The organism is Veronia nyctiphanis (genome assembly GCF_004116385.1).
Lineage (GTDB): Bacteria > Pseudomonadota > Gammaproteobacteria > Enterobacterales > Vibrionaceae > Veronia > Veronia nyctiphanis.
This window is the reverse complement of record NZ_PEIB01000043.1, coordinates 1-17,409: the sequence shown is the minus strand read 5'-3', so window position 1 is coordinate 17,409 and position 17,409 is coordinate 1. Positions and strand designations below refer to the sequence as shown.

15 protein-coding genes and 1 pseudogene are annotated in these 17,409 nt (G+C 46.5%); 13 read left to right on the top strand and 3 right to left on the bottom strand.

All coding sequences use genetic code 11. The features are described from left to right. Nucleotides 1-18 precede the first annotated feature (18 nt). The 11 genes from CS022_RS22060 (at nucleotide 19) to CS022_RS22015 (ending at nucleotide 10,850) form a co-directional block, all read left to right on the top strand. On the top strand, nucleotides 19-1,266 hold the full coding sequence (locus tag CS022_RS22060) for an efflux RND transporter periplasmic adaptor subunit (RefSeq protein WP_129124070.1): 1,248 nt from the start codon (nucleotides 19-21) through the stop codon (nucleotides 1,264-1,266). A 302-nt stretch (nucleotides 1,267-1,568) separates the two neighbouring features. Then, nucleotides 1,569-2,273 (top strand): ABC transporter ATP-binding protein, encoded by a 705-nt coding sequence (locus CS022_RS22055; protein WP_129124069.1) that lies wholly within the window; start codon nucleotides 1,569-1,571, stop codon nucleotides 2,271-2,273. Beyond that, on the top strand, nucleotides 2,273-2,536 hold the full coding sequence (locus CS022_RS22050) for a hypothetical protein (RefSeq protein ID WP_129124068.1): 264 nt from the start codon (nucleotides 2,273-2,275) through the stop codon (nucleotides 2,534-2,536). The genes CS022_RS22055 and CS022_RS22050 overlap by 1 nt, the downstream gene beginning before the upstream one ends. Next, a complete protein-coding gene (locus CS022_RS22045) occupies nucleotides 2,533-3,273 on the top strand; it encodes an ABC transporter permease (protein WP_129124067.1) in 741 nt (246 codons plus the stop codon). Before CS022_RS22050 ends, CS022_RS22045 begins: the two co-directional genes overlap by 4 nt. 65 nt (nucleotides 3,274-3,338) lie before the next feature. Next, nucleotides 3,339-4,682: an FtsX-like permease family protein gene (locus tag CS022_RS22040; RefSeq protein WP_129124066.1), complete on the top strand. Its 1,344-nt coding sequence runs from the start codon at nucleotides 3,339-3,341 to the stop codon at nucleotides 4,680-4,682. A gap of 325 nt (nucleotides 4,683-5,007) precedes the next feature. Beyond that, the gene (locus CS022_RS22035) at nucleotides 5,008-5,712 is read left to right on the top strand and encodes an ABC transporter ATP-binding protein (RefSeq protein WP_129124065.1); all 705 of its coding nucleotides are present in this window, start codon (nucleotides 5,008-5,010) and stop codon (nucleotides 5,710-5,712) included. Then, a complete protein-coding gene (locus CS022_RS22030; protein ID WP_129124064.1) occupies nucleotides 5,712-5,978 on the top strand; it encodes a hypothetical protein in 267 nt (88 codons plus the stop codon). The genes CS022_RS22035 and CS022_RS22030 overlap by 1 nt, the downstream gene beginning before the upstream one ends. Before the next feature lie 2 nt (nucleotides 5,979-5,980). Next, on the top strand, nucleotides 5,981-8,146 hold the full coding sequence (locus tag CS022_RS22025; protein ID WP_129124063.1) for an ABC transporter permease: 2,166 nt from the start codon (nucleotides 5,981-5,983) through the stop codon (nucleotides 8,144-8,146). A 4-nt stretch (nucleotides 8,147-8,150) separates the two neighbouring features. Further along, nucleotides 8,151-8,399 carry a response regulator gene (locus tag CS022_RS25565; RefSeq protein WP_201746349.1) on the top strand — a complete coding sequence of 83 codons (249 nt, stop codon included), beginning with the start codon at nucleotides 8,151-8,153 and terminating at the stop codon, nucleotides 8,397-8,399. After that, nucleotides 8,384-9,577 carry a sigma-54-dependent transcriptional regulator gene (locus tag CS022_RS22020; RefSeq protein ID WP_201746348.1) on the top strand — a complete coding sequence of 398 codons (1,194 nt, stop codon included), beginning with the start codon at nucleotides 8,384-8,386 and terminating at the stop codon, nucleotides 9,575-9,577. The genes CS022_RS25565 and CS022_RS22020 overlap by 16 nt, the downstream gene beginning before the upstream one ends. After that, nucleotides 9,570-10,850, top strand: a complete 1,281-nt coding sequence (locus CS022_RS22015) for a sensor histidine kinase (RefSeq protein ID WP_161569717.1) — start codon at nucleotides 9,570-9,572, stop codon at nucleotides 10,848-10,850. Before CS022_RS22020 ends, CS022_RS22015 begins: the two co-directional genes overlap by 8 nt. A 4-nt stretch (nucleotides 10,851-10,854) precedes the next feature. Here the strand turns inward: CS022_RS22015 and CS022_RS25035 are convergent, their stop codons facing one another. Further along, nucleotides 10,855-12,690, bottom strand: coding sequence for a hypothetical protein (locus tag CS022_RS25035; RefSeq protein ID WP_161569716.1), 1,836 nt, complete (start codon nucleotides 12,688-12,690; stop codon nucleotides 10,855-10,857). A gap of 584 nt (nucleotides 12,691-13,274) precedes the next feature. On the opposite strand from CS022_RS25035, the gene CS022_RS22000 reads away from it, so the two are divergent. After that, on the top strand, nucleotides 13,275-13,937 hold the full coding sequence (locus CS022_RS22000; protein ID WP_129124060.1) for an SRPBCC family protein: 663 nt from the start codon (nucleotides 13,275-13,277) through the stop codon (nucleotides 13,935-13,937). Nucleotides 13,938-14,133: 196 nt separating this feature from the next. Continuing rightward, complete coding sequence (locus tag CS022_RS21995; RefSeq protein ID WP_129124059.1) at nucleotides 14,134-14,805, top strand: SRPBCC family protein; 672 nt, start codon at nucleotides 14,134-14,136, stop codon at nucleotides 14,803-14,805. Nucleotides 14,806-14,834: 29 nt separating this feature from the next. Here the strand turns inward: CS022_RS21995 and CS022_RS21990 are convergent, their stop codons facing one another. Next, nucleotides 14,835-15,647: an SDR family NAD(P)-dependent oxidoreductase gene (locus tag CS022_RS21990; protein WP_129124058.1), complete on the bottom strand. Its 813-nt coding sequence runs from the start codon at nucleotides 15,645-15,647 to the stop codon at nucleotides 14,835-14,837. Between the two features lie 251 nt (nucleotides 15,648-15,898). Then, nucleotides 15,899-17,349, bottom strand: a pseudogene (gene mrdA, locus CS022_RS21985) (penicillin-binding protein 2); the annotation flags it as partial. Between the last annotated feature and the right edge of the window lie 60 nt (nucleotides 17,350-17,409).

The window sequence follows — 17,409 nt, the reverse complement described above, 5'->3', positions numbered from 1 at the left end:
TGCTGAGCGAGAATTCAAATGGATATCAAAATTGAAAAGAAAGGAAAATCATACAAACGTGTTATCGCTTTAAGCACGGCTTTCGCCTTGTTGATCTCGGGAGTTGTGGCTGGCAGAAGCTATTTGGGTGAGTCCAGCAATATGGCGGATGGCAGTGAGCTGCGACGTGCAATTGTTGAGCAAGGGCAGTTTGATATTAAGGTTCGTGCGAGTGGAAAGCTGGTGATTGATTACCAGCGTCTGATAACCGCAAATACCGATGGCAAGGTGACAGAGATCTTGGTAAAGCCGGGCGAAATCGTAGAAGCGGAGCAGGCGATAGTAAGGCTTGAAAACCCTGAGACCCGGGAACGACTCGCGCAGAAACAGTCTTTACTTACCCGAAGACTGGCAGAGCATGAGGCTGAGCTGGCAGGAATGGATGCTGGGTTGGTTGACCTTGAAGCTGCAAGAGACAACGCGCTACTGGATGTGAAGAACGACAAAAAGATGCTCTCCAGCTATCAGCATCTTTTGGCTAAGGGTTATATCTCAAAGCTAGAATTCAATAAAAAGCAATTGGCGCTGGCTAAGCACCAAAATAATCTCTCCGTGCAGATTGCCAGAGTAGAAAAACACATCAAACAAGTCGATGCGGTAAAGCGTGCACAACTTGCAGAAGTCAAAGGGTTGAACCTAGATATTGAAACGCTGATAGCAAAAATCAATGACTTGACTGTTCGCTCTTCCATGTCAGGCCAAATACAGGAAATCTCGATTGGTTTGGGGATGCAGATATCATCAAACAGCACAATAGCCAAAGTGGCTGATCATACTCAGCTGATTGCAAGGTTGGAGGTGGCTGAGCTGGAGGCCCCATTTATTCAAGTCACACAGCCTGCAACCATTGATACTTTCAGCAGTGAGATAAAAGGCACGGTCAGTCGCGTGTCGCCAATCGTCACCAATGGTCAGGTTGAAGTTGATATTGTGCTTTCAGGTGAATTACCCAACGAGGCAAGAAACCAGCTTAATGTGCAGGGAGTCATCAAAACCCTTGAGCGCGACAATGCGTTGTACGTGAAGATTCCGGCAAACAGCCAGCAGAACCAGTTGAACTCGGTTTTTGTGGTGAACGGAAACAAAGCCAGTAAAACCAAAGTACGCTTCGGGCTTCGTTCCGTGAACCATATCGAAGTGGCGGATGGGCTTTCAGTCGGTGATGAAATTATTATCTCTGACACCAGTGAATACGCGTTGGATAAGCAGATTTTGCTTTATAACTGATCGCAATTTGGCAACAAAAAAATCAACAGATATCAAAAAAGCCAGCAAATTCAGCAGGCTTTTTTGTTGCTGTTTTTTAATCCATCGGGCGAAGCTGCCGCAATTCTGAATGTCAGCCACCGTTTACTGTTTTATTGCTGTTCCTAAATCGGGACACTGAACTTTCTGAGTGTGTCGATACCGAAACGCAGCGCGGTTACTGTGAGTAAAAAGTAAGATAAAACAGTTGGTTAACGTTGGCATGCGCTTTGCTGATATGTCTTTGTATCAATGGATTACGAATAATATTTAAGGATAAAAAAATGAAGAAGGTCATTGAACTCAAAGGCATCAGCAAAGTATTTAAAACAGAAGATATTGCGACCCAAGCACTCAACAATATTCATTTGTCGGTTGAGGAGGGCGAGTTTGTCGCCATCACGGGTACGTCAGGTTGCGGAAAATCGACATTGCTGTCGATTTTGGGGCTCATTGATACACCAACGGACGGTGAATATCTGATAAGTGGTAACCCCTCCTTCGACTTGTCCTCTGACCAACGCGCCTTTGTTCGTGCCAATCATCTGGGGTTCATCTTTCAGGCCTTTAACCTCATCAGTGATCTGACGGTACTGGAAAATGTCATTTTGCCGCTGACGTATCAGGAAGGTATCAAGCGTGAAGACATGCTGGCACGCGGAAGAAAAGTATTGGAGCAGGTTAACCTTCTTAACCGTTGTGACCATTATCCTGCGCAACTCTCGGGAGGCCAGCAACAGCGAGCCGCAGTGGCAAGAGCGCTGATCAACGAACCGGACTTAATTCTTGCTGATGAACCTACGGGTAACCTTGATTCAAAAAATGCCCGTCAGGTGCTCGAATTACTCAAAAGCCTACATGAACAGGGCAAGACCATTTGCATGGTCACCCATGATACGGACTCTACCCGTTATGCATCCCGCACATTGACCCTAAGTGACGGAGCCATTGTTAACGATCGCCAACAAGCGCTGGCCGAGGTGGTGTAATGACTTGGCTATTAGATTTGAAATACAGCTTGCGCCAGTTGGCAAAAGCGCGTTCATTTGCAGCACTGATGTTATTCATCATCATTGGCAGCCTGACGGTCACCATGGTTGGGTTTAATTATGTCTACACAGTCACCGTGAAACCGCTCAGCAGCGAGAGAGAGCAGTCTGTGCGAACGGTACGTCAGCTCCGGAGTACCGTTTATGAAGGCAGAAGCTTGACCCGCGTCTTGTTTCTTTTAGTCCTGATGAAATTACCATGATGGAACAGGCTGGTGTCTTTGGGAAGATGGGGGAGTTTACCTACTTTGATTCTGATGATCTGTGGGTTTCAACCGGGAGCATCGGAGAAAGTATTCGGGGCTTATCCGTTTCTAAAGAGTATTCATCATTCAATGGTCGTCGCGCGTTGCTCGGACGCCCATTGTCGGCCAGTGACTTTGACCCATCGGCACCACCTGTGGTGGTTATCAGTAATTGGCTATGGCAACAGCTGTTTGCTGGTAATGAAAATGTGGTCGGCCAGACGGTTTTCATTGATAGTGTGCCATCTACAGTTGTCGGTGTAATGCCAGAGGGTTACAGCGCGTATGGTCAACTTTGGCGACCATACTTTTACAAAAGCTCTGCGATCAGAAGTATGAGACTGCTGTTCCGGCCTTCGAATGATGCGCATGAACAGCTGGTCAAACAGATTATCAGCGAGCGCATGACTGACAGCTACAGAGCATCTTTACCCCAGTCACAACGTGAGTCGGTCGAACCCGTAGAAGTGGTATCGCTGAGTCTGGTTGATGAAAGCACTGACAACATGGGCGTGAAGATCCTCATCGCCAGTTTGGTCTTGGTGGTGGCGATTGTTCTGGTCGCGGCGATCAATATCAGTAATCTTTTACTGGCAAGGGCACTGCAACATCAACGCGACGCAGCGATACGTGCAGCATTGGGTGCATCCAGCGTCGTGTCGTTCGTCAACTCGCTTCTGAAGGCATACTGTTAAGTACGGTGGGGCTGGCAGTATCGTTGCTTCTCGTCTCTCTATTACTGGATGGTTTAAGCCGGATTATGATCGCCTTAGTGGGCCCGCGTATGCCGTATTGGTGGCGTTGGGAGCTGGATTTGGCGACATTCGGTTTGGGCCTATTGCTGACGCTGGTTGTTGTCTTTGTAGCGGTTTTATATCCGGCGATGAGAACCGCCAATTTCAATATCAATGACATTCTCAGAGACGGCACTCGCGGCGCTGTGAGCAAGGCAAATACCCTCGCTTCCAAGCGTATGTTGGGGGTCCAGCTCGGTCTCGTGAGTTTCCTGATTATGTTCGGTGCCATCGTGGTATATGTGATGGTGAGCTTTCTATCACTCAACAACGTTGATGAAGACAAAGATGTCTATCGGATAACGCTTCATGAGGAAACAAAATCGATTGATAAAGTATCACTGTTTACTCTGCTCGGTAAATTGGAGAGTCAATCTGCACAAAATGTGATTGCTGCTGCCACCCTTAAAAGTGATGAGATCAGCACCACAGCGCATGATGTGCAGGCACCGTTAGAAAAACCGATTCGCACGAGATTTGTCAGCGGCCTGAAGCCTGATTCACTGATTGCAGGTCAACACTTTTCCCGGTTGAACAATGAATCCAGTGAACCTGTTGCCATTATCAGTGCCTCGTTAGCTCAGGATATTTTTGGGTCGACTGATGTTGTTGGGAATATCATCGATATTGGCCCAGAGACACAGTATGACGAGGGACTAATTCGCCGCCAGGTAAAAGTGATAGGCGTGGCTGAAGACGCGCACCGCGGATTACAATCAGATTCAGACCATGAAGTGTATCTTCCTTTGCTGCAGGCGGGAGATATCAACTGGCTCAGGCTGTACTTCCGCAGTGACAACCTGACTGCGGCGATGACGCTAATACAGCAAGGCCTCAAGTCATTGGATGAGCCAGTGCGCATCATTGACGTGTTTGATCTCTATAAGAACTCTAAAGTCCTCTTTACCGTCTTTGTTTTGTCTATTGGTGGTATTGTCGCAATCGGTGGGTTCTCACTGTTGATGGCGCTGATTGGTATCTATGGCATGGCAAACTCACAGGTTAACCAGGCCCGTTATGAAATTGGCGTGAGGCGTGCGCTTGGCTCTACGGACAAACAAGTGATCGTAATGATGATCAATAAAAACATGCGTTATGTCGGCTGGGGCATGGGTGTAGCAACGGCGATTTTTGCAGCCCTTTCCTTTGTTGGTTATCGCTTGTTTGACGATCAAATCCCTGTTGGGATGTTTGTTCAGTCAGGGTTTTTAACTTTCTTGGGGTTAGTCGCTGTGGTCGGGCTGGCGCTGTATATCCCAGCGAAAGACGTTGTGAAGCAAGAGCCTGCTCAAACGTTGCGAATGGATTAATCAGCAACAATCACACCTATTTGTTGTTTGTTCTGCAAACAAAAATACAACTCAATCGGCCAGTGATAATGTAGGCCGATTTTCTTCTGTCAAGCCAAACATTTAGCCATGATTGTAGCGATGCTCGCCGCAAATCTTGTCCCTTACCCGCTATCTAGTTATCACTTGTGTATCAATTTCGGCACACTATGTCTGAAGTGTTGTACCGTATTCGAAGCATAATCTGTTGATACTTATTTAAATTCATATAAATCAATGGTTTGAGTTTGGCATGCGCTTTGCTGAGTTCTTTCAATAAGAAAGGAACGTTATCAAAGGACTGGGAATGAAAAACGTCATTGAGCTAAAAAACATCAGCAAAGTATTTAAAACTGAAGACATTGCCACACAGGCACTTAACAACATTAACCTGACCGTGAAGGAAGGTGAGTTTGTTGCCATCACGGGCACATCCGGTTGCGGAAAGTCGACGTTATTGTCGATTCTCGGGTTGATTGATACGCCGACAGGCGGTGAATACTTCATTAGTGATAAGCCGTCGACAGATTTGTCTTCTGACCAGCGCGCTTTCGTTCGTGCCAACCATCTGGGCTTTATTTTTCAAGCGTTCAACCTCATCAGTGATTTGACGGTACTTGAAAATGTCATCCTGCCGCTGACCTACCAAGGTGGCATTAAGCGTGAAGAGATGTTGGCACGTGGAAAAAAAGTCTTGGAGCAGGTTAATCTTCTTAATCGTTGTGACCACTATCCCGCGCAACTCTCAGGTGGTCAGCAACAGCGCGCTGCAGTCGCAAGGGCGCTGATTAATGAGCCTGACTTAATTCTTGCCGATGAACCCACGGGTAACCTTGATTCAAAGAATGCCCGTCAGGTGCTCGAATTACTTAAAAGCCTCCATGAACAGGGCAAGACCATTTGCATGGTGACGCATGATATGGACTCTACCCGGTATGCGTCGCGTACCCTGACCCTCAGCGATGGTGCGATTGTTAATGATCGCCAACAAGTGCTGGCGGAGGTGGTGTAATGGGCTGGTTATTAGATCTTAAATACAGTCTGCGTACCCTTACCAAAGTCCCTTCATTTTCGCTATTGATGCTTGCCATTATTATCGGCAGTTTGTTGATCACGTCGATAGGTTTCAACTTCGTTTATACCATCACAGTGAAGCCGCTGGACAGTGAGATAGAGCAGTCTGTTCGTATGGTCAGACACAATGGCAACGGGTCACATTTCCTAAATGATGATGCACCCAATCCGCCATTTTCACTAATTTCAATATCCGCAGCCTGAATGTGCTTGAGCAAGAACCAGGACTCAATGCATTCGCCGAGTATATGTATACCCACCAATCTGATGTGTGGCTATCTGCCAATGCAACAGGCCAACAGTTCAGCTTGCTTTCTGTGTCACCACAGTTTGAGCAGTTTACTGATATTCAACCGGTTCTTGGTCGGTTTTTGTTGCCCAGTGATCATCAAGCTGACGCCACGCCAGCAGTCGTTATCAGTAACTCGGTGTGGCAACGTCTCTACGCGGGCAGCAAAGAGGTGATAGGCAAAAGTATATCGGTAGGAAATAGACCATCTACGATAGTCGGTGTGATGCCCGAGGGTTTTCGTTTTCCTACCTCCAGTGATCTTTGGCAGCCATTCCATGTGGCGCAAGTAAGCGACGCCGATTCAGTGAGACTCTATTTCAGTGCACGCGACAATCATCATGACGCTGAGGTTCAGCAATTTATTCGCGACAGACTTCAGGCGGCCGGATACAAGGCTGTGCCAGATTCTCCCGTTGATGTTCGCAGCATGGGGTTAGTGGATGCGAATACCGACGGCATGGGCATGAGAACACTGATTGGTTGCTTGTTTCTTGTCGTAGCGATTGTGCTGGTGGCAGCCATTAATATCAGTAACCTGCTGCTTGCTCGGGCCATTAAGCATCAGCGTGAAGCAGCCGTTCGGGCTGCATTGGGTGCGAGTAAAGGGCGGGTAATGCGTTTACTGGCTTGTGAAGGCATTGTGTTGTGCGCTTCCGGTTTATTGATTGCCGTGATTCTGGCCTCTTTATTACTTGATGGCCTCAATCGCTATGTCTCCATCTTAATGGAGGGGCGCTTACCATATTGGTGGGTCTGGAAGCTCGACATTCCCACATTGTTACTCATGGTGTCACTGACGGTGCTCATTTTGTTGTTTGCGGTTCTGATACCGGCTTATCGAACGTCAAACTTCAATATTAATCAGATACTCAGAGATGGTACGCGGGGGGCGGTCAGTAAAACGGCCGTGATGACGTCAAAGCGCATGCTGGGCATACAACTGGGTATCGTGAGCTTTCTGGTTATGGTCGGCGGAGTGATGATGTACGTGTTGTTAAACCTCATTCTATGGGTAGATTTAGACAAATCTGCGGGAAATTTTTCAGCGTATCTCAGCATGAAAAACAGCGAGTCGATCAGCATAGAGTCTCAGCGGAAGTTGCTTTCCTTTTTGGACACAAGTTCTGATGAGCAAATATCTGGCAGTGTGATCATCGAACCGCGTATCAAGTCGGACTCTGATTTCGTTGAGTTTGAATCACCGGAGGTATTTAGTGACCTCCAGATACGGAGAACCCTGGTTAGTACCGTGCCTTCTGAGGCATTAATTTCAGGACGAAACTTTAGTTTGCAGGACGACGCAAGCAGCGAGCCTGTCGCGATAATCAATGAATATCTGGCACTTGAGGTGTTTGGCAGCCTCGATGTGGTGGGTCGCCAACTCGTTTTTTCCCCAAGTCGCGACTATTTTTCCGCTGTATTTGCGTTCGAAAAAGTCACTGTGGTCGGTGTGAAGAGGAATAAATCGCTACAGTTTGGGTCAGCACGACCCAAGGTTTATGTGCCACTCTTGCAGGCGAACCAGACGAGAACGCTATCTTCCAGCCTGAAATTAAGTTTCAAAACTCAAAACATCGAAGAGGCCATAGCTGAGTTGTATCGTCATCTGGCCAAATTTGATGCGCCACTTCAAATCACCGATATCTCAGATCAACTGGCCATAGATAAACAAGGAAAGTCAGCAGTGATGTTTGCCACGGTCTGTCTGGCGACGGTGAGTCTATTTACATTGATGATGGCATTAATAGGGATTTATGGCATGGCACAGTCTCAAGTGAATCAATCGCAATATGAGATTGGCCTGCGCAGAGCGTTGGGCTCGACGGACAATAAGGTTATTGGCCTGATGCTCAAAAAGAACGCTAGCTACGTAGGTTGGGGGCTGGGTTGCGCGACTGTGCTCTTTGTAGCCTGCGTGACGATTTTTTATCTGTTTGCTAAAGATATTCCGCTTTCTATATACATCCAATCGGGTGTGGCGGCATTTGTAGGTCTTACGACTGTTGTTGGGCTTGCCTTGTATCTGCCGGTTAAAGAGGTGGTGAAGCAACAGCCGTCGACAAGTTTAAGGATGGACTGATTCATTGAAACAAATACTCATTGTTGACGACTCGCTGGATATTCAGGCGAGTCTCAAATTCCTTCTCGAAGATGAAGGTTTCGAAAGTCGGGGGTTTACTCAAATTTCCGCTGTATGCGAGTTCTTGAAATCTAACAGCGCCGATTTGGTGCTGCTAGACATGAACTTCAACTCAGATACCACATCAGGCAACGAAGGGTTAGAGGCGATTCCCGCTATCAGGCGATTTGCCCTGATTTGCCAATTATTATGATGACAGGGTGGGGCACGATAGATATTGCCGTAGAAAGCCTGAAACGTGGTGCGAGTGATTTTATCGAGAAACCGTGGAATGACGATCGACTGATTCATGCGATCAAGCAGCAGGTGTCGCAGTCTCAAACGCTGAAAAAGTTGCAGCGTGTCAGTGAAGAACATGCCAGGCATAAACAGCAGGAAGCGCAGCCGGACATTGATTCCTTATCACCAAAGAAACAACGGGTGTTGCAGCAGCTTGCGGCGTTAGCTAAAAGCGACATGAATATCTTGCTACGTGGTGAGAACGGAACCGGGAAAAGCTTTTACGCCAAATACGTACACCAGCATTCGCAGCGGGACAGCGAGAGCTTTATCGCTGTCAATCTCGGTGCAATCTCTGACACCTTGTTTGAGTCAGAAATGTTCGGCCATGTTAAAGGCGCGTTTACCGATGCGAAAGCTAATCGTATTGGTAATATCGCGCTGGCGGATGGCGGTACGCTGTTTCTGGATGAAATTGCCAATCTGTCGAAAAGCGGGCAAGCCAAACTGCTGCATGTTCTGGAAGAAAAGCGTTATCAGTCGGTAGGGAGCAGCCGGACACTTGAGGTCACGGCAAGAATTATCTCTGCCACCAATGGTGATTTGCCTGTACTCATGGAGACAGGTGAGTTCCGGCAGGATTTATATTTCAGGTTGAACACTGTGGAAATTGAAATTCCACCATTGAGAGAATGTCCGGAAGACATTTTACCGCTGGCGCAGAGGTTCATCACTGAATATAGCCAGCAGTACAAACTTGCCGAGACGGAATTAACGGCATCAGCAAAACAGGTGCTTTCTCAATACCCTTGGCCGGGTAATATTCGAGAATTACGTCACCTAATGGAAAGGATGGTGTTTGTGTGTCAGCACGGTCAGATCACCGCAGATGATCTGGGGCTTCATGGACAAAAGCCACTTGAGCACGGTCAATCCGATATAAGTGGCGTATCTCGATCTGACGTTCTCTATGCGAAGGAGCAATATGTGGAAGCGCAACCAGAAAATGGCGAAATGCTGACATTGGAAGGTATCGAGGAGCAGGCGCTTTTCCGTCGGTTGGAACACTTTGCAGGGAATGTCAGCAAGGCGGCAAAGTCGCTCGGTTTATCGAGAAGTGGCTGGTACCGAAGAATGGCCAAATATGAGTAAATTTCCGCTCTATAACCCGACGACAGCTTCCCTTTGGAAAATCACTCTGTTGATGCAGCTAGGGCTAACGGCGTTGTTTTACATACACAGCTACCCTCAGCAGATCGTGGTACTGGCTTGGATGACCTATCTTGGCCTGATCGGCGCAGTCACTTACAAAATGACCTATACCGAGAAACGTCAGCTCAATGTGGTCAATACCCTTATTCATGCCATGGTAGAGCGGGATTTCACGCTTCGGGGAGCAGACCTCAAAGACGCAAGGTTGAAAGAGACGGTTGATATGCTGAATCAGCTTGCTGACCGGCTTGAAAGCGATCGGCGACAGGCCATTGAGCATCAACAATTGACGTCGCAACTGATTGAACAACTTGATGCTGCCATGTTTGTCGTCGACCCAAATAAGCAGTTAATTCTGAGTAACAGTTATGCCCGCCGCACGCTTGAACCTGTTTATCAGAGCATTGGGTTTGCTGACTGGATGGAAAGCATATTGTCTGAGGTATCGTCCTCAACGGTGACCATCAGCATTGCCGGAAACACGCACACCTTTTTGCTGGAATCAGATACGTGTCTGCTTGATGGTGTAAAACACGATATTTACTTGTTTAAGCAGGTCGACAATGTGCTCTATCAGCAGGAAAAGCAGGCGCTGCAACGGTTTGTGCGCGTAATAAGTCATGAAATCAACAATGCCATTACCCCAGTCGGCACCATTGCACGCAGCCTGACCAAACGATTAGATAAGCCCTTCGCCCGCGAAAACTTTGAAAGTGGTTTGCAATTGATTAACGAGCGCAGCCAGTATTTGACTGACTTTATTCGTGCCTATAGCTCGTTAGCAAAATTACCCGAACCGTCGATTGAGAAGGTCGACGTGTCTTCGCTCATTAATGACCTTAAAGCTATGTATCCGACGCTGGCGGTAAGGCATGAGGGGGCAGATCAAGGTCACTTTGACCGAGGGCAAATTAAACAGGCCCTATGTCACCTCATCAACAATGCTTTCGAAGCAAATGGCGATTCAGATTGCGAGGCCCCAGAGGTCAGGCTTAATATCGTCTCAAGGCAGGGGGTCAGCTTCACAATCACAGATAACGGCCCAGGTTTCAGTAATCTCGAAGAAGCCTGCACCCCGTTTTATACCACCAAAGCCTCTGGCAACGGCATCGGCTTGATGTTGGCCAGAACGATTGCAGAAAACCATTCAGGTCGCCTTGAGCTGAACAATGTTCAGCAAGGCGGTGCGAGGGTGAGTCTATACATTCACTAATCTCTTAGAGAAATTCATGATGATGTTCATCTTCCTTATGACCGAATGCAATCTTACCAGCAGCTTCCGGAAGTGTGCGCGCCAAGTGTGAGTTTAAGCTGTCAGTTAACTTGTTAATCGACATATGTTCATGGTGGTGATGGCTGTCTTCATTTTCCTGAGAGGCAAGATCCGAGGGTATCAGCCTTAGAGCACTTATACCGTCACCGATATGTTGCTCTGACAGCGACAAAGAGTTTTGAATGTCTGAACCGTCATATTTACGATAGGAATCAAGTATGCCTTGAATTTGTCTTTGATTACTGGGGATGTCATTATCGATCAACAGGGATGTATCCCGATTAAAACTCGCGTTGTGGCCATTAATATTGTTTTTTAGGTGGTTAAGCTCATGAGCAAATATTTTGGTTTTGTCCATTCCGTTCTGGCTAGTCTTTGGATAGTCATTCGAAATATATATCTTGTTACCAATCTTCAGGCCAAGGGTTTCTCCTCCGTCTGGCGCTTTACCGCTAATTATATTAAGTTTGTTACTCATCTCTGTGAGCTTATTGCCATCTATGCCGATAACTTGAATTTTACCATTCTCGCCGTTGGATTTGATAGAGCTGTCAATAGCTTCACTAAAGTTTTTATCACTTTCGGTGTATTCGTCGAAGATCGACTTTAAATCACCCTTTACATCACCATAAAACTCAACTTCGCCATATTTTGTTCTTGCAGTAGACGAAAGCTCAGTGGGTGTATACTCATTCAAAATCCTGGTTACTTGAGCGTCATCAAGTGACACTGTCCCCGACGGGTTAGTGTCAAACCTGCGGTTAGATGCTTGAACAGGATTACCGCCAGAGGCACCATTGCTTCCAACGCTCGCACCCGACGCACCACCGCTTCCGCCAGAGGCACCATTGCCTCCACCGCTCGCACCCGAAGCAGCACCATTTCCGCCAGAGGCCCCACTGCCTCCACCGCTTGCGCCAGATGCACCACCATTTGCGCCAGAAGTACCTCCGCTTTGGCCATTGCCACCTGCGCCCGATGTACCGCCACCAACTTGACCACCAGCAGAGGCTTGTGTGCCGCTGCCACTGTTGATTTTGGCGCCCCCTAGATACGGAACGTTAACTTGGTCAGCTGGAACACTCCCATCATTAGGCAGAAAGCCATTCTTTATTAGCCATTCCTTGAGCCATTTTTGCATGAGGTATGGATATTGGTTTTGAAGTTCGGAGATGACTTTTTTTGCTTCTTCCTGAGAGCCAAGGTTACCGTTACTATCGATTAGCGGCTCACCATTTTCTTCTTTGGTCAACACAGGGTTACCTTTATCGTCTGTATCGAGTTTTAACCCTTGTTCTTTCAATAGCTTTTGCACTGATTCTGCAATGCTATTCTTAAGTTCATCTGATAATTTCCCTATTTCGACACCATGTAAACCATTTGTTAGTTTCTCAGAAAGTTTAGGATCTTCCGTTATTGAAACGGATTGAATTTTCCCTTGATCATCAATCGAAATTTTATTTTTAGATGCTTCACTTTCAGTGCCACTTGGATTGGTTCCGTCCGAGAGTGCTTCAGCGCTGGTATTGACGATACTGAATGTATCATTGCTATCAATATCTCTAAGAGTGCTACGAATTTTTTCCGTGACCGAAGTATGTGGTGGGGTTAACGTTCTACCTATTGGTGTGGGGCCATCCTTTTTCTTAAAGTAGTTGCAATCTTTATTTGCTGGTTCTCTTTTCTCCGAAAAATTAGAGGCGTCATTTTTGCGTTGCGTCGATTGAGTGAAAAGTTTGTTTACGTGGTTTGTATCCTTAAAGTTGATCAGTGTATTCATTATTAGTCCCTCAGCCAACGCATTTTTTGTTCTCTACAGGATAGTGAATTCCAATTAATTAAACTGTCTCATTTAGTATAACGTGCAGTTAATTCTCTCTATTGAAAATGAAAAAAAGTCATATTTATCATGAGCCTCACTATTAATAAGTAAATTCTTACAAACCTGTGCGCGTACTTTCAAAAAGTTCTATTGATGACTACCTTTTCTGTATCCACACAACAGTCAATGAACAACATCGTTTCATGGCTGCACGTAAGGGTGTTCTTAGTAAATCGATATAAATTAAATGCATAATTTGGGGTGATTGTCTCTAAAAGTAGGCGTAAAAGACGATGTGCTAGAAATCAAAAAAGAAAAATATAAACAAATGTTTAAATAAATAAAGTCATATAAATCAAATTTTTATTAGTGGTTCATTAGCAGTTGATATTAGATATTTTTTGAATTCTCATTAATGCAACCTGTAACCCTGAGTAATTTACCTAATCTGAAAGTGACATTGTCTGGAGTCAGATAATTGTCCTAACTTTAATTACACTGAAAATATACATGGTCAGTCATTCCATGGAGGAAATATTAGAATGAAAGTAGGGAGCTTAGCCAAAGCATTTTTGTTGTCCGCATTAATGTTCGTCATGCCAGCGCATGCTGAGAAGCTGAAAGGGACCGACGGTGTGGAGTACACCTCCAGACTGAAAGTCGTCAGTGAGACATTGGACGGTGATGTGTATGCGACGGTGACCGGCCGTATTTTGTTAGATGGTACTTTAGGAGCTCCTATTTCTATTGTTCTCAATACAGACCGCTTGCTCGAATGGGTTCACGATCTCAACTATTCAGAAGTACTGAAAGTCGATGCCGCAAACGACCAGTCACTCTATATGATCTACAATGCGCCTCTGACGCTTGATGACCGTGACGTGTATGTTCGCTTCCTCGGTGCTCGTGAGGGCGACAATGTATTTACAATGTCTATGATCGAGTTGGAGGGGTATGAAGCAAATCCAAAGGCAGTGCGTATGACTGACCTCAGGGGCGTCTTCCGAATTGAGCAGATTACAGAAGATAAAATGGGTCTGAAGTTTACGCTTCACTACAACCCGGATGCGAAGCCTGTTTTTGCTGCGAATTCAAACACTAAACAACTGGTTAAAAAGACGATGAAGAAATTCAAAAAACTGGTTGAGGGTGAATACAAAGGCGCTGACATTCCTCCAGAGCTTGCAAAGGCGCTTAATTTCTAACTGCCATACTTATACAGCCAACCGGCGCAACACGTTGTGCCGGTTTTTTTTATTCAAAATTGACACCACGTATTACATATCAACTTTCAAAAAGTTAATAAAAAATTGAAATAAATCCGCTAATGATAAATCAGTGATGCATACCTTGAGTCGCTGATTGGTACTTCAACGTTGACCGAAACAGAGAGGGTATCTAATGAAAAATGTCACACTGCTCGCGATGTTCAGCTTTTTATTAAGTTTTATCGTCTTCCCGGCCAGTGCCGAGAGGTTCAAGGCCAGTGACGGACAAACTTATTCGACGCGCCTGAAAGTAAAAATGGTCACCATGTCTGGGGATGAATTCGATACCGCGATCGGACGAATCTTGGTGAAATCCAGCATTGCTGCGCCTATTTCGTTGATCGTCGACACCCATAGAATCGGGGATTGGGTGCATGACATTGTTGCCTCTGAGGTCATTGAGAGGCCTGCCTTGACCGACCAGACTTTGTACCTGAAATTTAATGCGCCACTGACGCTTGAGAACAGAGATGCGTTTATTCGTTTTGTTGGGGAAAAAGTGACGGATAACCGCTTCCAATTTACGCTATTTGAGCAACTCAATCACTTTCCAAAACGTGATGCGGTAAGGATGGCCGATATTCGAGGGCACATCATCTTGGAACAGGTTGCTCCCGAGTGGGTCGCTATGGAGTTTTCAATGCACTACAGCCCGAAAGTACGTCCTGTTTTTGCCGCCAATCAACACACGAAAGAAATCGTGACAAATACCATTAAGAAATTCAGAAAAATTGTTGAAAGGGAGATGAAGGGAACGACATTATCCCCAAAGCTTGCCTCCGAACTTTCCATCAATGCCACATAGGCCCTTTGCCCTCGACCTAATAGAAATCGCTAGTGTGCGCGGTACTTTTGTTTGTTCTTTTTCCCCGCCCGGTAAAGCAATGGGCGGGAAAGCTTTCTGAACAGAGGGAATAAATAACCCAGCGTGGCCAACTTACCGCTAACATACGGCATAGCGATCTCTGTTTTTGAACTCGGTTGGCAAAGCTTGGCAATGTTCTCTGCAACGTCTTCAGCAGTGCTCATTGGTTGCGAATATACGATATCTTCGACGACATCAATGTTGTCCATGATGAAGCCAGTATTGATTGGGCCGGGCGACACGACACCGACTTTGATATTACTTTGAGTCAGCTCATCTGCCAGTGCGTAGGAAAATGCACGTAAGCCCGCTTTGGTTGCTGAATACGTTGCAGCCCCTTGCAGAGGCGCCATGCCTGCCAGAGAAGCCACCATGATCACTGCAGCAGATTTTGAACGTGTGAGATAGGGGAGGCAAAGGCGAGTCAGCACTAATGGCGCGGTAAAGTTTGCCTGAGTCATTTCAGCGACTTGCTGTGCTGAGAGACGGGAAAACTCACCTCTGTGATGACAACCAGCGTTATTGACTAATATGTCGATACAACCAAAGTGGGCGACGGCTTTATTGACGATGTTTGAGAGTGCTGCGGGATCACTGATATCAGCTATAACGGTGATGAGTTCGCATTGATTCTGAAGTTCACGCTTCATATCGTCCAGACCCGCCTGACTTCTTGCCACGAGCACGAGATTTTCCCCTTTTTTGGCAAAAAAACGGGCGACTTCCGCCCCGACACCTTTTGTGCCTCCTGTGATCAATACTGTCTTCCTGACTTTATCCATGATGACTGAGCCTTATTCCATTACTCGTTAATTGACTAATGCCTGATATAGCAACACAGGTGTATGAACCTGTTCGTCACAATACTGATAACGATGACAAGACAGATGTGAAAGCAGCGAGCCTGATGGAAGTAGGTAAGGGGGGAGAATGATGCGAGAAAAGAGAAGAAAAAAACCAGCGTGTCGGCGCTGGTTTTCATAAATGAAAAACTATCTCTCTGCTTCTAGGTAGCAGTATATTCTGCTCGCCGTTAGTGCGTCTTTGCCAGTGTTTTATCATTGCCCTCTAGAAGGTGATCAAAAATCTTTCTCACGAACGGGCCGCCCACTTTGGAACCGCTGCCTCCGTTTTCCAGTACCACTGCCGTAACATATTTCGGGTTGTCATAGGGAGCGAATCCGATATACAGCGCGTGGTCGTGTAGGCGAGAAGACAGTTCGTCGGCCTTATATTTCTGGTTCTCTTTTAGACCAAAAACCTGCGCCGTTCCAGATTTACCACCACTGATGTATTTCGCACTATGGAATGTTCTCCGTCCTGTGCCGTGCTTACCATGGTTCACCAGTCGCATGGCGTTAATGCTGAGATCCCAAAATTTATCGTCAACATTTGCCATCGGGAAAGACGTCAGGACTTCAGCTTTCTTCTCCACCTCTTTGGTGTCGTCTCGCTCCACTGCGGCTCTGAGCAGGTGAGGGGCCATCACTTTGCCATGGTTAATCAGCACAGACGTCGCCTTAGCTAACTGGATAGGTGTCGCAGTCCAGTAACCTTGCCCGATACCGACAGGGATCGTATCACCTTGGTACCAAGCTGACGAGTCCTGCCGACCTTCCATTCACGCGTCGGCATGTTGGCTGACGTTTCTTCCGGAATATCGATACCTGTTTCGTGTCCGAAGCCAAACTTGTTCATCCAGCTTGAGATCCTGTCGATGCCAAGGTCATAGGCAATTTGATAGAAGAAGGTATCAACAGACTCTTCAATCGCGAATGTCAGGTCAACATTACCGTGGCCCCAACGTTTCCAATCACGGAACACCTTGGTCTTATTTTTTGTTTTGGGCAGTCGCCAAACCCCATGGTCATTACGGCGGGTTGTTGGCGTAACGACTTTTTCCTGCAAGGCAGCAATGGCCATAAACGGCTTGATGGTGGAACCCGGTGGATACACGCCCAGAGTGATTCGGTTGACCAAAGGTCTGTCTGGGTCATTCAACAAGGCACTGTATTCTGTGTTTGAGATGCCATTAACGAAGGCATTGGGGTCGTAACTTGGGCTGGATACCATCGCCAGCACACCGTTATCACTTGGGTCTATGATTACCGCACTGCCACGACGTCCATCAAGCTGTTTGTAGACGTACATCTGCAGCTCAATATCAAGGTTTAACACCAGATCTTTACCAGCAACGGGCGGTACATAATTGATTACCCGGATAACACGTCCATGGCTGTTTACTTCGACCTTCTGGAAGCCTTTGGTACCGTGCAGCATGTCTTCGTAATAACGTTCGACACCGATCTTCCCGATATCATAGGTACCGCGGTAGTTACTTTCCTTTCCCCCTTCGGCGATTCGGCGTAAGTCTCTATCGTTAATTCTTGATACATAACCCAATGTATGGGTTAGCACTTCGCCAAAGGGATAATAGCGTTTTAATCGGGCGTTGAGGCTGACGCCGTCAAACTTGAATTGATTGGCAGGTCTCTATCGTTAATTCTTGATACATAACCCAATGTATGGGTTAGCACTTCGCCA